Genomic DNA, 14,272 nt, shown 5'->3' with positions numbered 1-14,272 from the left:
GAGGTTCTGGCGGTGTTGGACTTGAGAGGTCTAAGCTGGAAAAGAGACAAACTGGCAGATGATCTACAACGCCGAGAGGATAAGCGCTGCACTACCAAAACTCAGCATGAATACCAGTGCCATTTGCTTCCATCCAGGAGCAACCAGGTAGGCCTTTTGCGGCTTACCGGGATGGTAGAATACTGTTACCTCTGAATTGTCGTGGTGGTCTATGTAGCTGAGCTGCCATTTCAACAATGCCCGCAGATTGTAGGATACTTGGACGTGCCAGACGTTAATCCTATCGCTTTCATAGGGCACACCATCAACAGAGTAGCTGTAAAGCACCTTCGCTCTGTAATTGGTTCCATCATGTGAACCACCACCCCAGCCATGGACCGATTCCTCATGCAGTTTACCGATGACATTTGGCCATTTGCTTATCCGGTACATGTATATCAACGAGTACACACCCATCAGTGCGAAGTATCCGGCGGAAGTCAGTAAAATCGTATCACGGTCGCCTGCGGCAAGTAGTTCAAAATACTCAGTCATATGCATAGGTTAAGTTGAAAAGCGTTTGCTGCCAATGTGAAAGGCCAGCTGCAAACCAGTGAGACGGAGACGCAAGGCTTCCGTGTGGATGTAACCCAGCTCAGCGCTTTCATGCTGCGGGTGGTTCTGGATGAGCGCTGGTTCGAAACTGCGCCGTTTGTGGGGACGCGGTAGTCGACTCGTCCGTCAAACCTTTGCCTGAGAGTGCTCTTCCAACAGAGCTGCTTCTTGTTCCGCTGATAGGCCACATTTCAGCGGAACATCCCGCCGTGTCCGATCCCACTCAAGCAATGGCTCAAGCGTTTCGGAAAGTGGCCGACAGGCCAATCCTGCGGCCTCTGCGCGGGTGGTGTACACGTTCATGAAGTGTGTGTAGTCTGAGGCGGACGGGATCATGACGGGAAGATCTATCCACGGCTGAATGCCAGCTTCTAGGATGTGTTCCTCGTCCACCCACTTCAGGCGGGCGGGGGAGCCGGAGACTGAGATGATCTGCTGAAGCATATCGCCCAGTTGCATCGGGGTGCTGGTCACATTCCAGATCCCACCGCGCTTTTCCTCTGCGCAGGCCAGAGCAAACTCCGCCACATCCCGCACATCAATCATCTGCACATTTCGGGAGGCCGGAGCAGGGGCTGGCACCTCTGGCTTGTCAGCTGTGGCTTGATCTATCCGGCGGACCCACCAAGTCAATCGATCCGAATAATCTCCTGCACCGACCAGCAGTCCCACACGCAGAGACGTCACCCGATCTCCAAGCATGTCCTCTGCAGCAAGCTCGCACGCGCGTTTAAGGCGGCCATAGGAGGCGCCGTAGGAGTTTGCCGAGCTGCGCTCCTGCGGTTCCAGATTTCGGGCGAGTGCAAGATCTTCCTCGGTTGGAAGGGGCACCGCATCCTGCTCATTAAGCAAAGGCTTGGTGAAGGTTCCATAGGCGGAGATGGAGGAGATGAACACGTAGCGCTGGAGGTTGTCTCCTAGCGCTTCAAGTAGATGGCGCACACCGTTCGGTTCAAAAGCGCAGGTATCGAAGGCCCAGTCGAACTGCTGTTCCCGCAAGATGCTCAGATCTCCATAGCGATCCGCTGTGATGGCCTTCACGCCATTTGGCGGGGAGCGGTTGGTGTTGCCGCGCACCAGAACGGACACTTCATGTCCTGCGCTGGCAAGTGCCTCTGTTAGTGCACCGCCTAAAAAACCCGTTCCACCAACAACCAAAACCCGCATGATGTTCTCCCCATTCGTGCACCCAACCTAGCGAGCTGTATGTGTTTGTCCAGCCACACCTTCAGGTTTCACAACCAGAGTAATGTTGACCAACTGATGAGGCTCTGATATTTCCCCAGCCCTCAGCTGCAGCAATTGGTGCGCAGCACAGTATGGAGCGAACCATGTCTTTCCGTGTTTCGCCCTTTAAAGGGCACTGATCCTTCTCAGAGCCAGCGCTAGCGGCCTGTAGGATCTTCTTTCGAGCCAACGCTCGGAAACACTCTCAAGAACTATAGGCCATTTTCATGGGCAATTTACGCTTGGATTGTGCGGGCAGCGCTACAGTTGCGCCTGCGCCAATCCATCGATTTTACGGGACTTCCGCCTGGATCCTTGGAGATGCAGAAGTCCAACTCAATAAACTTGCGCAGCTTGAGGCGGTCCACCAGATCGCGGCGTTTCCTGATCTTCACCCCGGTCCGGTGGGTGTTGCCATCCTGTCTGACAGGGTGCACCCGCACATGATCGGCAATGACATCGGCTGCGGCATGACTGTGTTCCGCACCTCCCTAAGCGCTCACAAACTGAAGCCGCAAAAGCTGGCAGACCGCTTGCGTGTGTTGCAGGATTACACCGATCCGGCTGAGGGACAGGCGCATTTGCGCAGTGCTGACTTGCCGGATGATCTTGCAGTCACAGCCATCGGCACCATAGGTGGCGGCAACCACTTCTGCGAAGTGCAGGTTCTGGCAGAAACGCCGGATGTCGAGCTTGCTGCCAAGGCAGGTGTCGCCAAAGGTGACGTGCTGCTCTTCGTCCACTCCGGCTCCCGTTCCTTCGGAGCCAGCATCTTTGCTGATTATGCAGAGGTTGGTTCGGAAGGGCTGGCGGCAGAGGATGAGCGCACAGCGGCTTACCTCAAAATGCATGATCTTGCTGTGCGATGGGCAAGCCTGAACCGGCAGATCATTGCACAATGTGCCGCCGCTGCTCTGCGCTGTGATGTGGAGCTGGTGGTCGACAGCAGCCATAACCTCATTGAGCGATATGGTGATGGATTCCTGCACCGCAAAGGCGCTGCGAAAGCGGATGTTGACCTTGTTCCGCTGGCTGGCTCTCGCGATGCAAAGAGCTTTCTGCTGAAGCCAATCGGCAACAAACCGGAGGCATTGGCATCTCTGGCTCATGGAGCAGGCCGCAAATATGACCGAGCCTCCATGCATGGCCGGATTGGCAAGCCGAAGTCCGTTCGCAATGCCTTGTCACGCACCTCTTACGGAGGCCGCGTGGTCTGTGAGGACAAACAGCTCCTCGTGGAAGAAGCACCACAAGCCTACAAGAACTCCGAGGATGTTCTTGCACAGCTGGTTGAGGCAGAGCTGGCCACGTGTGTGGGGGTGATGACACCTGTTGTCACGTTCAAAACCGCGCGTGGGGCAGACGAGCGGAGGAGCAAGCGATGACGGAAAAGACAACCGTTCGTTTGCTGTTGTCATCCGGAGACGGGCCTGCGGAATGCAGGCTCGCCCTTTGCCACAGCGTTGCAACTATGGAGAAAACAGCAAAAAAGCTTGGGCTCTCCTTTGCCAGTGATCCGGAACGTGCTGACCTTTCCGCAAATGTTGCGTCTGCTGAAGTGACACTTGCGGGTGAGGGGGCCAAGGCTTTTGCCAGGGCATGGTGCGGCACGATCAAGTGGACCTGCCAGAGCCCCTTCCGCCCAAACCATAAACGGCAGAACTGGTTCATTGGTGTCTATGAGCTGCCAACTTCTGCAGCAGAGGCTGAAGAGTTTAACGCAGAAGACCTGCGCTTTGAAACTTTGCGGGCTGGCGGTCCGGGTGGGCAGCATCAGAACAAGACCGAAAGTGCAGTACGGGTCACCCATGTGCCCACAGGTCTTTCTGTTGTGGCGCGGGACGAACGCTCCCAACACCGGAACAAGCAGATCGCCCTACAGCGTTTGCAGGAAAAGCTCTCTGGTCTTTCGGCTGAAGAAGGTGCGCGCCTGCGAAAATCTGAACGCTTGCTCCACCACCAATTGGAACGAGGCAATCCGGTACGGTGCTTCAAAGGAGTGCGGTTTAAGGAAGTCTGACCTCAACAATCCGAAAGCGCCTCTTTATGATGGCGCTTTCGGGCTCAGATTCGATGCGGGGAGAAATGGTGAGATGACTGATATTGTGAATGGCTTGCTGGTGCAGAACGGACGTGTTCTCATGGGTCTACGCTCTGCATCGCGCAAAAACTATCCCGGCCTCTGGAGCTTTGTGGGTGGGCACGTAGAAGACGGAGAAACTCTGGAACAGGCTCTTATCAGAGAGCTTGGCGAGGAAGTTGGCGTCAAAGCGCAGCGGTTTGCGAAGGTCTTCGAGTTTACAGCTCCGGCCCCAAGCGGTGAGGGTTCAATCACCTTTCATATGTTCACAGTCGACCAATGGAAGGGCACGCCGGAGAACCTGGGCGACGAGCACTCTGAAGTGCGGTGGGTGGCATTTGAAGAAGCGATCAGGCTGCCCGATCTTGCCTTTGCTGAATACCAGAATGTCTTTGAGAAATTGAAAGAAGAAGGAGCGCTTCAATAGCACTCCTGAATGTCAGCTCTGGCTCTCCTGCTGGGCTTCCGGAACAGTGATTTTGCGACCCCATTTGATGTTGGACCAGACCAGCTCATGCAGGAAATAGAAGATAAAGCCGAGGATGGAGCTGACGATTGCAATGCTTCCGCCCACGGTGACTGAGCCGGTAAACACAAGGCCGATCAACGTCATAGAGACGAGGCCCATGATCTGCCAGGTAACTGATTTTGTAAAAATGCGTGAGGCTGAATCCATCTGCGACGTCCGGGTAAGAATGTAAATCCTGTCTTCGTTGCTACCGGAAAAAATGCGGATTGGACATTTGGTATTTGAGCTGCAATAAATTCATTTTGGTGATTTTATTCTGCAATGGTGATTATAATGGACAAGCGTGACAGGGCTGTTTTGTTTAAAAACCGGCTGACTGAAGCCATGGCACAGGCAGATGTGACACGCAGCCAGCTGGCCCGAAATGCAGGTGTGGATCGCTCCACCATCGGCCAGCTGCTGAACAACGAAATCCCACGGCTGCCTAACAGCCAGTTGCTGGCAGACCTTGCAGCATCCCTTGGTGTGAGTGCCGACTGGTTGCTGGGGCTGACCAACAGACCTGAACGCCCCGGTGACATCATCGCGGCAGCCATGGCCATGAGCCCGGCAGAACGCTCTTCGGTCGATGAGCAGATCCTCAACTGGCACAAGGAAGCCACCGGCCTGAAGGTGCGCCACGTGCCCGCCACCCTGCCGGATATCTTGAAAACAGACAGGATGCTGGCCTGGGAGTACGCCTCATTTCGTGGGTTGGATGCGGAAGAGGTGGTTGGCTCCATTCGCGGACAGCTGGACTGGCTGCGCTCACGCCAGTCAGACTACGAAATCTCCATACCGCTGCATGAGATACAGGCCTGCGCCCAGGGCATTGGCTACTATGCCCATCTGGAGGAAGACACTCGCCGCGAGCAACTGCAGTTTGTTGCGGATACCTGCCGCCAGATGTTTCCTCGTCTGCGTTTGTTCCTGTTTGATGCGCACAAAGTGTTCAGCGCCCCCATCACTATCTTCGGGCCCAATCTGGCGGTGATCTATGTGGGCCAGTATTACCTCGCGTTCCGGGAAGCGGAGCGGGTCAGTTCCCTGACCGACCACTTCGACTGGCTCGTCCGTGAGGCCTCCGTCGATGCCAGAGATGTAGCGGATTACGTGGAGACGCTCATTCAGTAGCCTGGTTGTTATGCTGTTCGTTGACTGATCTGCTGCCTTTGCGGTGAGGCCAGATGTAGAACTCCTCCAACACCATCGATCACCGCAAACACCAGCAGGAGTGGGTGAGGGGAGAGGGCATAGGCCCAAAGCATGGAGGCGGCGAAGAGGAGCCGCAATATGCCTTCATATCTGCCGATGGAGACTGAAAAATTGCGCCAACGCCAAATCGCCCATCCTGCTCCCAATACACCGAGCATCTGCCCGAACAGCAGTTGAACTGGCAGAAAAACAGGCCATGTCTGACCTCCAAGCGCTACATTGAGGCTGCTCAACGTTTCTATGTGGGCACTGTTGATGAAGGGGATGGCAAAAGGTGCCAGTGCCAGAACATCATAGATGCAAAAGAACCTGAATAAGCGTTGGTAACTGCTTTGAGAAAACATGATGCACTCTTTGGAAATTGTGAGGTTGAGCTAAGGAAGCACGGGCGAAGTTGCTCGTGCTCCGGTTAGCGTAGAACCGGTTGATCCGAAATTTCCAGAGGGACAGCTTGGTAAATTAGATAAATCTAATATTAAGCTGTGGATTAAGTGACTTCTGTTCTCTTAATTGGTGTTTCCCATAGATCTCCGGGGACATTGCGGTCTCTTAGGCACGAGAAGATCTTGGCGGTGAACAGCAGGCCGAGAGCGAGTTCAAAGGTGCTCAGCGAGATCCAGATGAGCTGAAGCGCCCCTTCCTCGATGCTCCAGTTGTACGCGATCAGGTAGGAGGCAGGTACGCTGCCGAACCACATGGTGAGGATACGGGTTTTGAAGACAAACGTGTTCTGATGAAAACTCTGCAACATACCGCTGGCGATGAAAGACACAGCAAACGCCACTGCATAGTACCAGATGTGCGAGGTGACGGAGACGGAGAGCTCAAAGATATCCTGTCCGTAGCTGCCAAGAGAGAACAGCGAGGTTATCTCCCGGTCAAAGCTTTGCAGGATCACCGTAACAATCGCCACATACGAGAATGCGACAAACAGTGAGGCGCTGATGATCTTGGGAATGCGATCATACTGATTGCGGCCAATGGCCTGAGAGGACAGGATCGTCGCCCCGTTGGCAATACCAACCACGGGCACGATACCGATGTAATTGAGGATGACATTGAAGTTGTTGGCTGCCAGCGCTGTCGTACCCACAATGGCGACGGCCCAGATGATCGCCGTGTTGCCGATCTCGTCTGTACTGTCATGGGCGCCAAGGGGCATGCCACGCTTGAACAGGGCGAGGACGTCGAGCGCTCGCCGGGATTTGCTGAGCAAGGCACGGGCTTCTTTCCAGGCCGCAACCCGCAAGGCGCGGGGTGTTTTGCGGAGATAGACAATCAGCACTGCCAGAGAGCCGAGCACCGTGCCAATGGCAGAACCGGCCATGCCCAACTCTAGAAAGCCATAGGCACCAAACACCAGCAGATAGGTCATGGGCATGGCAACCAATTGCCCTGCAAGGCTGGCCTTGAAGATGAGGCGGGTGTTGCCGATGGCGCCGAAGTAACAGCTGGCAGCGCTATCCAAAATCATGATGGAGCCAAACAGCATGGCCCAGCTGAGGTAGACATTTTCCAGCGCTACGACTTCTTCTGGCCTGCCGCTAAGCTGGGAGATGTTCATCAGCAGCGGCAATGTGAGAATGAGGCCCAACACGCACAGGATGGCGACAGCAAACAGTCTGCCTCCCATTTTGTGGGCCGCTTCAATCCCGCTACGTGCATAAGCTTCAGCAATAACCGAGCGGCCAATCTGCGTGACACCAGAGAAGAAAGAGATTGCGGACATGCCCATGAAGACAGCGGGGCCGGAAGCCGTGAGCGTCTGTTCTGAGTAGGCGGCGAGACACAGTCGATCTACAATCATCATCAGAGTCCGGCCAGACATAGCCAGCATTAATGGACCTGAAATGCGCAGAACCCGCGTCAGTTCATGATGAAACAGCGGAAATCTAAGCAATTAGAAAATGTACCTTACGGAAATAAAACTAAAAATCGAAATCAGTATATATAGCTATCAAAGGTTGTAGAGACACTTTTACGCGATACACATGGCTATACACAGAATGAATGCATGTGTTGCCGGGGCGCCACAAATGGCTTAGGCCGCTACGTTTTTGAGCCTCGCCGGCTAAGCGGGCGAGGCTCAAGAGGTGCTTGTCGGCAGGCTACAAGAGCCCACAATCAGGCCTTCGCCGCCTGTTCTTTCTCGTTTATTGGTTCTCCAAAGTAAGCACGATACATGAACATGACGATGGCGAAGATGCCCCAGCCGAAGACCAGGTCTCCCGGTACGCGGGCCCAGACCAACGCGGTCATTACCGGACCGTGGATTGTCTCCGGTGCGCGGGCAAGCCAGTAGCTCTCAGTAAAGCTGATGTAAGCCTGATAGATGCCCTGCGGGATCAGGGAGAGCGCCAGCATCATGGCCAGACCGATGTTGAGACCCCAGAACGCCTGCTGCAGCCACTTGTCGCTCCACCGATTGTCAGGAATGAGTGAGCGTAGGCAGAACAGCATCAACCCAATGCCCAGCAAGCCATAAACCCCGAACATGGCCGCGTGACCGTGGGCCGGTGTGGAATTGAGGCCCTGCATGTAATAGAGCGCCAGTGGCGGGTTGATGAAGAAGCCGAGCAAACCGGCACCAACGAGGTTCCAGAACAGAACGGAAGCGAAGAAGTTAAGCGGCCATTTGTAATGTTCGATCCACTTGGTGTTCTGCTCCAATTTGTGGGTCTGGTAGGCCTCAAAGCCAATCACCAGTAGTGGCACGACTTCCAGTGCTGAGAATACGGCCCCCAGCGCCAGCACGCCAATCGGTGTGCCGCTCCAATAGAGGTGGTGGAATGTGCCCAGCACGCCGCCGGACATGAAGATGATGGTGGCGAAGATCACCGCAACTGCAGCAGTGGACGCTCGGAGCAGCTTCAGGTTGACGAAGATGAGCGCGATAATGGCTGTCGCAAACACCTCAAAGACGCCCTCAACCCACAAATGCACCACCCACCAGCGCCAGTATTCCATAACGCTGATATGCGTGTTCTGCCCCCAGAACAGACCCGCACCGTAGAGCAGGCCGATTGCGGTGGCGGAGAGCAACGTCAAGGCGATGAGGCTGCGGTTGTGGCCGCCTTTGAGGGCCGGATAAAGCGCACGCAGCACAAGTACCAGCCAGAGCAGGAGCCCGACGAAGAGGAAGATCTGCCAGAAACGGCCCAGATCAACATACTCATAGCCCTGATGACCGAACCAGAAGTTCATGGTGCGGGAGAAGAACTGGTTCACCCCGAGCCACTCACCCGCAAACGAGCCCACCACGATGATGATCAGACAGATCCAGAGGAAGTTGACGCCGAGTGTTTGATAGGCGGGATCCTTGCCGGAAAGCAGTGGGGCCATGAACAGGCCTGTTCCCAGCCACGCTGTCGCGATCCAGAACACCGCCAACTGCGTGTGCCAGGTGCGGGAGATGGAGTAGGGAATGATTTCGGCCAGCGGAATGCCATAAAGATCCTGACCTTCAACTGCGTAGTGCGCGGTGAGGATGCCAAGCGCGACCTGCGCAATCATGAGGCCCACAACCACCCAGAAGTACTTGGCTGTCGCCCGCATGGAAGGGGTTATCTTCACATTCGCCAGAGGGTTCTTTGCAGCAGCGCCGCCTTCCGGAATGATCCGCTCGCGCCAAAGATCATACTGGCGGACGTAGTAGAAGCACAGCGCACCAGCACAGCCAAGCAGCAAGAGGATACTGATGATGGTCCAAATGAACGCAGCACCGCTTGGCTGATTGCCAACCAGTGGTTCATGGGGCCAGTTGCTGGTGTAGGTGATGGTATCATCTGGACGGTTGGTCACCGAACTCCAGGAGGTCCAGAAGAAGAAAGCGGAGAGTTTTTGAGCTTGTTCGGGAGTGATTAGAATGTTGGGAGGAAAGGCATAATCATCGCGAAGGTTTTGCCCGTCGATGTTGTCGTAGGAGGCAAACAGTCGTGTGAAATGATCTTCCACCTGTTTGACAGCCGTAGCCCGATCATCTGAAATGGTAATGGTCTCATTGGCCGGATTGTAGCGATTGCGCCGCATCTCCTCTTCAATGAGAACCTGAAGAAAAGCTTTTTGCTCATCACTTGGTGGGGTGTAACCTGTGCCGACCCGTGCCCGGTGGAAAACATCCCGCAGTGCCAGCGCTTCTCTGTGCAGCCAGTCCGTGGACCAGTCTGGCGCCACGTAACTGCCATGCCCCCAGATGCTGCCTTGCTGCATACCGCCAAGAGATTGCCAGACGTTCTGACCTTCTTCGATGTCATCTTTCGTGTAAATCACATCGCCGCTGTCTGAGACCACCATGTTGGGAATAGGTGGTTTCATGCGGTAGATTTCAGCGCCAAAAAAGAGAAGGACACCAAAGGCGAGGACCATGCCAACGCCGAGAAGTATCCAAAGCCGTTTGAGTGAAAAGGTTACATCATAGTCCTTGTCAAACATGGCTTGCTGCTCCTGACCTTCGGGGGAAACACTGGCTTGCGTTTCAAATCAGATTATCAATCTGATTCAGGCCGTGCCTCCCTCAAAGTTAGGAGAGGCGTTCAGGTAGCTGCGGGTAGCATGTCACTTTGACTTTTTTGCGGTTCGTTGGCCAAACGGCTGCGCAACAGCTCACCTTCGCCCTCAACAATCGGGTAGGCCACGGTGGTCAACAGCGCGTTCAGGTACTTCAGATCGCTGATGGTTTCCAGATGGATGGAGCTAGTGGTCCGGCTGGATTTGCGGTTCTGGCTCAGACGGCGCAGGTGTGCTTCGCGGCTCTTGTATTCCAACTCACGCACCAGCACTTTGCGGGAAACAAGATCCCGTGCCAGATCCGGATCGCGGGTGATGAGCACGCGCAGGGAGATCTGCAGGTTTTGCAGCACGGCAGCGTGCAGGTCTTTAATTTCCTTCCAGCCTTCCTGAGAGAACTCCTTGTTCAGACCGGAAATCTTCTCGGCCAGCACCAGCAGGTTACGCTGAATGACGTCGCCCATCTGTTCCAGACAGACGCAGTAGTTCATGAGCTCAGTATACTTCTGGTAGTCCTCATCGCTCATGGACTGGGTGGTTACATCCGTCAGGTATTCTTTGATGGAACGGTGCAGATCATCAATCTCATCATCCATCTTCATCAGTCGTTTGGCTGTTTGCGCATCATCTCCGCGGAACACAACCATCACGCCGCGTAGCATGGCTTCCACTTTTTCGCTCATATGCAGCATTTCGCGCGTGGCCGCATTGAAGGCAAGGTCAGGGGTTTCCAGCAGTTTACGGTCCAGCAGGCTGAGCCGTTCCATGACGGCGTCTTCCTCTGATTGGCCAGCACTGTCGGAAATGATGAGCTTGGTCAGGCGGGCCACAAGACCGATTGTTGGAATACCGAGCAGGACAACACCCAGGTTGAAACCACTGTGGAAGTTGGCGATGGCGCGGGCAGGGTCATCACCCAGCATATCGAGGGTGAGCACATCAAAGCGCATGAGAAGCAAGGTGATCAACACACCAGCCACACGGAAGATCATGTTGCCAAGCGGAACACGGCGTACTTCAGCACTGTCACTCATGGTGAGCACCAGTGGAATAATGCTGGAGCCGATGTTAGCACCCAGAATGAAGAGTAAGGCACCTTCCATCGGCAGAACGCCGGTGCTTGCCAGTGTCATGATCATCAGCACAACAGCAACAGATGAGTGCAATAGCCAAGTAAGGGCAGCAGCGGTGATGATCGCCACAAACGGATCACCAATCAGCAGATTCAGGATGACTGGCAGAGAGCCACTTTCGCGCAAAGGCTCAGAAGCCATGCTGATGAAGGACAGTGCGATCAACATTTGGCCTACACCGATGATGATACGGCCTGTCTGGCGCATGGTGCGCGTACTGCCGCGGGAGAACAGAGCACCACCCACCACGAGACAGACCGGCAGCAACCAGCTCAGGTCGAGGGAAAGCACCTGCACGACCATCGTGGAGCCCAGATCCGCGCCAAGCATGATGGCAAGGCCTGCGGCCAGTGTGATGGAGCCTTTGCTGATGAACCCACGGGCAAGAATGGCCGTAGCTGTCGCACTTTGCAAAATGATGGAAACCAGAAAGCCAGTGGTGAAGCTGGTGTAACGGTTTTTGGAGGCCTGCTGCATCCAGCCCTGAAACTTCTGGCCTACCGCGCGCTCAACGCCAGTCCGGATCATTCTGGTTGCCCAAAACAATAGGGAAATACCTGCAGCAAGGTGTAGAAGTATTTCAAAACTGCTCATCACAGCCTCCGGATTCAGCTCTTGCGGTTATTAATAGGAGGCTCACTTAAACGCAGTTGTCGTGGTGTGCGGCAAAGGTCTTTAAGCAGATGTTGTCGGACTATCAGAATATGCGAGATCCCTCGCTTCCCCCGGAAATGACGAGAGGGAAAGCAAGTGATCGCATCGCGCGCCTTGGGAGCTCTTGCGGATTCTTGAAATCGATCCGGCAACTAAAATTAGCCACCTCAATGATTTGATAAATAACTTAAGACAGTTATGTCGATAACTCAATATGTTAAGCTCAATTATGGCGAGAAATTTACGCAATAAGTGCGTTTTTTGAGGTCTTTCGTGATCACTTTGCTATTGGACAACCAATTCCTTCTGATAAGTCCAACCTATTGAATTTTCTGAATTAATGTTAGTTGGCAAAGTAATCGCAAGTCGCTGCTTGAAAATGCGCACGAGGTGCGTTTTCCCCAGCCTCTCACAAAAGCGTAATGTGGTGATTATTTTGCTGATTTCCCGTTATCTGACTCGCTTTTGCCAGAGTTTGAAGAAGACTGCTGCATGTAACGGGTTGGATGATCAGGCCCCCTTGAGAGCGATGTTTCAAACTCAAGAGGTGATTATTGAGGTTGAAAGGATATCTCCAAGCTTGTGCGGAGATTACCTAGGCGTTTTCTGCTGAATCAGGTTAGTAGTTTCTCAGAGCAGATCACCTATCAAGTTTTACGGTAACAATTACTTTGAGGCTTCTATGAGTTTTGCGCGCACGATCATGCTGACTTTGCCTGTGGCTCTGTTGCTTGGCACTTCTGTGCAGGCGGCGGATGAGCCAACAGAAGAGCAAGTCACCACAATTGCCAAATGCGTTGCAGAAAAGGGCGGCGGTTATCCGGCGATGGCCTGTTTTGGTGAGGTGATGGAACAGTGCATTGGCACCAAGTATCAAAACAGCCACATGATCTACTGCGCCGTGCAGGAGTATGCGGTGTGGGACCAGCGTCTCACCGCGGCTTACGCTGAGATTATGGATATTGCGAGCACCAATGTGAAAGCAAGCCTGAAGAATGCGCAGCGCAACTGGATCAAGTTCCGCGATGACACCTGCTCGGCCAATGCGTTGATCTATGAAGGCGGCACCCACGCCCCGCTTACCATGTCGGTTTGCATGGGAGATCAAACAGCGGTGCGCAGCTTGCAGCTTGAGCAGTTCCTTGCCGAAGTCGGTCCTCACTGACGAACATGGCCTCTCTCTTTAAAGGGGCCAATATTTAGGAATAGCAGTACAGGCCAATGTGTTTAGGCTGAGCGGATGCTCGTCTCTTAAGGTCTGTGCTGATGAAAAAGGTTCTGATCCATATCGGTGCCCACACAACAGGTTCTACCGCGCTCCAGCAGCAACTCTATGCTAAGGATCCGGAGCGTTTCGTAGACCCAGCGCACTTTGAAAACAGTCGCTTCATGAAGCTCTATGAGGATCGCCTGGTCAAGCCCAAAGCCTCTCAGCTGGCGGAGCTGTTTCAGGAAGCCGTTTACCGGCCTGATATGGAGACCTACCGGCTTTCCTGCGAACGTTTGATGGGCAGGCCTTTTCAAAAAGGCGGCTTCTATCAACATCTGAAACGTTATGTGCAACTGGTGGAAGGGCTGCAGCGGGCCGATGTTTCCGTGAGGACGCTTGTGGTTCTGCGCGAAAGAACAGACTTCCTGATCTCCTGCTTTCTACAAAGTCAGACGGGGTATGCTTCACGCAACAACTTCCATGAGTTTGCCAATCTGGCTGTGACGGATGCCTTCTCCTGGCAAGCCATTGCGGATCAGCTGGATAACGCTGGCACCACCTTCCTGCCTTGGGAAGCTGTTGAGACCAAAGCCTCTGAGCTGGCAGGGCAGTTCAACAAGTTCTTTGAGTTGAAGTTGCTTGGAGGCGAAGACCTGACAGAGTGCACCGAACAGCCTCACCCTGACCCGGGCCTTTCCGTGATCCAGCATCTGGTGAAAATTGAGGATGAAGGCTTGCGGGCGCATCTGATGAAATGTGCTGCAGAGTATTGCCGCCAGGGCGATAGGGCTGCGGTGATTTCGGAGGATTTAGAAGGGATTTATCGCAGGCATTTTCTGGAAGGTGATATCGCGTTCGCCAAAGCCAACTATCCCAGTCCTTTCCGCAAAATCTATTCACAGACGAAATCGGTGGCAGAACAGTTCTGGTTTGCATTCGCCACAGATGATGCCTGATCAGCTTTAAGCGCGGTGTTTGGTGTCACCTACTGTAATTTCCATTGTAACCAGAAAGGCTTGAATAAGCGGGCAAAGCAAGGTGCGTGAGCTTGCTTGCGGTGAGTGTGCGTGAAATGAACAGCCTTGGGTGTGGGCGAGCCGCTGATTATCTGTAAGCCAGCCATCATAACGCCAAACTCACGCCGG

14 protein-coding genes are annotated in these 14,272 nt (G+C 54.1%); 7 read left to right on the top strand and 7 right to left on the bottom strand.

The annotated features are described in order from the left end of the window. Positions 1–63: 63 nt before the first annotated feature. Positions 64–534, bottom strand: coding sequence for a DUF3592 domain-containing protein (locus PSE_RS25635; protein ID WP_244421410.1), 471 nt, complete (start codon positions 532–534; stop codon positions 64–66). A gap of 36 nt (positions 535–570) precedes the next feature. Here PSE_RS25635 and PSE_RS27340 point away from each other — a divergent pair, with 36 nt between their 5' ends. Continuing rightward, positions 571–708 carry a hypothetical protein gene (locus PSE_RS27340; protein ID WP_014290310.1) on the top strand — a complete coding sequence of 46 codons (138 nt, stop codon included), beginning with the start codon at positions 571–573 and terminating at the stop codon, positions 706–708. Positions 709–720: 12 nt separating this feature from the next. Here PSE_RS27340 and PSE_RS25630 read toward each other — a convergent pair whose 3' ends face one another. After that, on the bottom strand, positions 721–1,761 hold the full coding sequence (locus PSE_RS25630; protein ID WP_014290309.1) for an NAD-dependent epimerase/dehydratase family protein: 1,041 nt from the start codon (positions 1,759–1,761) through the stop codon (positions 721–723). 287 nt (positions 1,762–2,048) lie between these two features. On the opposite strand from PSE_RS25630, the gene PSE_RS25625 reads away from it, so the two are divergent. The 3 genes from PSE_RS25625 to PSE_RS25615 all read left to right on the top strand — a co-directional run bounded on the left by PSE_RS25625 (position 2,049) and on the right by PSE_RS25615 (position 4,328). Beyond that, positions 2,049–3,206 carry an RNA ligase RtcB family protein gene (locus tag PSE_RS25625; protein ID WP_051126011.1) on the top strand — a complete coding sequence of 386 codons (1,158 nt, stop codon included), beginning with the start codon at positions 2,049–2,051 and terminating at the stop codon, positions 3,204–3,206. Next, entirely contained in the window at positions 3,203–3,841 is a 639-nt protein-coding gene (gene prfH / locus PSE_RS25620) for a peptide chain release factor H (protein WP_041769220.1), read from the top strand. Before PSE_RS25625 ends, prfH begins: the two co-directional genes overlap by 4 nt. A gap of 73 nt (positions 3,842–3,914) precedes the next feature. Further along, entirely contained in the window at positions 3,915–4,328 is a 414-nt protein-coding gene (locus tag PSE_RS25615) for an NUDIX domain-containing protein (RefSeq protein WP_014290305.1), read from the top strand. Positions 4,329–4,340: 12 nt separating this feature from the next. Here the strand turns inward: PSE_RS25615 and PSE_RS25610 are convergent, their stop codons facing one another. After that, positions 4,341–4,577: a DUF2061 domain-containing protein gene (locus tag PSE_RS25610; protein ID WP_014290304.1), complete on the bottom strand. Its 237-nt coding sequence runs from the start codon at positions 4,575–4,577 to the stop codon at positions 4,341–4,343. Positions 4,578–4,703: 126 nt separating this feature from the next. Between PSE_RS25610 and PSE_RS25605 the strand changes: the two genes are divergently transcribed. After that, entirely contained in the window at positions 4,704–5,543 is an 840-nt protein-coding gene (locus tag PSE_RS25605; RefSeq protein ID WP_014290303.1) for a helix-turn-helix domain-containing protein, read from the top strand. 8 nt (positions 5,544–5,551) lie between these two features. On the opposite strand, the gene PSE_RS25600 is transcribed toward PSE_RS25605, so the two are convergent. The 4 genes from PSE_RS25600 to PSE_RS25585 form a co-directional block, all read right to left on the bottom strand. Next, positions 5,552–5,968 carry a hypothetical protein gene (locus PSE_RS25600; RefSeq protein ID WP_014290302.1) on the bottom strand — a complete coding sequence of 139 codons (417 nt, stop codon included), beginning with the start codon at positions 5,966–5,968 and terminating at the stop codon, positions 5,552–5,554. A gap of 143 nt (positions 5,969–6,111) precedes the next feature. Then, a complete protein-coding gene (locus tag PSE_RS25595) occupies positions 6,112–7,452 on the bottom strand; it encodes an MATE family efflux transporter (RefSeq protein ID WP_244421409.1) in 1,341 nt (446 codons plus the stop codon). Positions 7,453–7,748: 296 nt separating this feature from the next. Next, complete coding sequence (locus PSE_RS25590) at positions 7,749–10,055, bottom strand: nitric-oxide reductase large subunit (protein WP_014290300.1); 2,307 nt, start codon at positions 10,053–10,055, stop codon at positions 7,749–7,751. Positions 10,056–10,156: 101 nt separating this feature from the next. After that, positions 10,157–11,857 carry a Na/Pi cotransporter family protein gene (locus PSE_RS25585; RefSeq protein WP_041769217.1) on the bottom strand — a complete coding sequence of 567 codons (1,701 nt, stop codon included), beginning with the start codon at positions 11,855–11,857 and terminating at the stop codon, positions 10,157–10,159. 742 nt (positions 11,858–12,599) lie between these two features. Here PSE_RS25585 and PSE_RS25580 point away from each other — a divergent pair. Together PSE_RS25580 and PSE_RS25575 are read left to right on the top strand one after the other, a co-directional pair. Beyond that, entirely contained in the window at positions 12,600–13,082 is a 483-nt protein-coding gene (locus PSE_RS25580; RefSeq protein ID WP_014290298.1) for a lysozyme inhibitor LprI family protein, read from the top strand. A gap of 101 nt (positions 13,083–13,183) precedes the next feature. After that, a complete protein-coding gene (locus PSE_RS25575; RefSeq protein ID WP_041769215.1) occupies positions 13,184–14,083 on the top strand; it encodes a hypothetical protein in 900 nt (299 codons plus the stop codon). Positions 14,084–14,272 lie beyond the last annotated feature (189 nt).

This window comes from Pseudovibrio sp. FO-BEG1 (assembly GCF_000236645.1).
Taxonomy (GTDB): domain Bacteria; phylum Pseudomonadota; class Alphaproteobacteria; order Rhizobiales; family Stappiaceae; genus Pseudovibrio.
This window is presented reverse-complemented; position numbering and strand designations above follow the sequence as displayed.

Excerpts from the sequence above, each read along its gene's own strand:
- PSE_RS25600 (WP_014290302.1), bottom strand. The coding sequence starts at position 5,968 with ATGTTTTCTCAAAGCAGTTACCAACGCTTATTCAGGTTCTTTTGCATC.
- PSE_RS25635 (WP_244421410.1), bottom strand. The coding sequence starts at position 534 with ATGACTGAGTATTTTGAACTACTTGCCGCAGGCGACCGTGATACGATT.
- PSE_RS25630 (WP_014290309.1), bottom strand. The coding sequence starts at position 1,761 with ATGCGGGTTTTGGTTGTTGGTGGAACGGGTTTTTTAGGCGGTGCACTA.
- PSE_RS25610 (WP_014290304.1), bottom strand. The coding sequence starts at position 4,577 with ATGGATTCAGCCTCACGCATTTTTACAAAATCAGTTACCTGGCAGATC.
- PSE_RS25585 (WP_041769217.1), bottom strand. The coding sequence starts at position 11,857 with ATGAGCAGTTTTGAAATACTTCTACACCTTGCTGCAGGTATTTCCCTA.
- PSE_RS25575 (WP_041769215.1), top strand. The coding sequence starts at position 13,184 with ATGAAAAAGGTTCTGATCCATATCGGTGCCCACACAACAGGTTCTACC.
- PSE_RS25625 (WP_051126011.1), top strand. The coding sequence starts at position 2,049 with ATGGGCAATTTACGCTTGGATTGTGCGGGCAGCGCTACAGTTGCGCCT.
- PSE_RS25605 (WP_014290303.1), top strand. The coding sequence starts at position 4,704 with ATGGACAAGCGTGACAGGGCTGTTTTGTTTAAAAACCGGCTGACTGAA.
- PSE_RS25590 (WP_014290300.1), bottom strand. The coding sequence starts at position 10,055 with ATGTTTGACAAGGACTATGATGTAACCTTTTCACTCAAACGGCTTTGG.
- PSE_RS25615 (WP_014290305.1), top strand. The coding sequence starts at position 3,915 with ATGACTGATATTGTGAATGGCTTGCTGGTGCAGAACGGACGTGTTCTC.
- prfH (WP_041769220.1), top strand. The coding sequence starts at position 3,203 with ATGACGGAAAAGACAACCGTTCGTTTGCTGTTGTCATCCGGAGACGGG.
- PSE_RS25595 (WP_244421409.1), bottom strand. The coding sequence starts at position 7,452 with ATGTCTGGCCGGACTCTGATGATGATTGTAGATCGACTGTGTCTCGCC.
- PSE_RS25580 (WP_014290298.1), top strand. The coding sequence starts at position 12,600 with ATGAGTTTTGCGCGCACGATCATGCTGACTTTGCCTGTGGCTCTGTTG.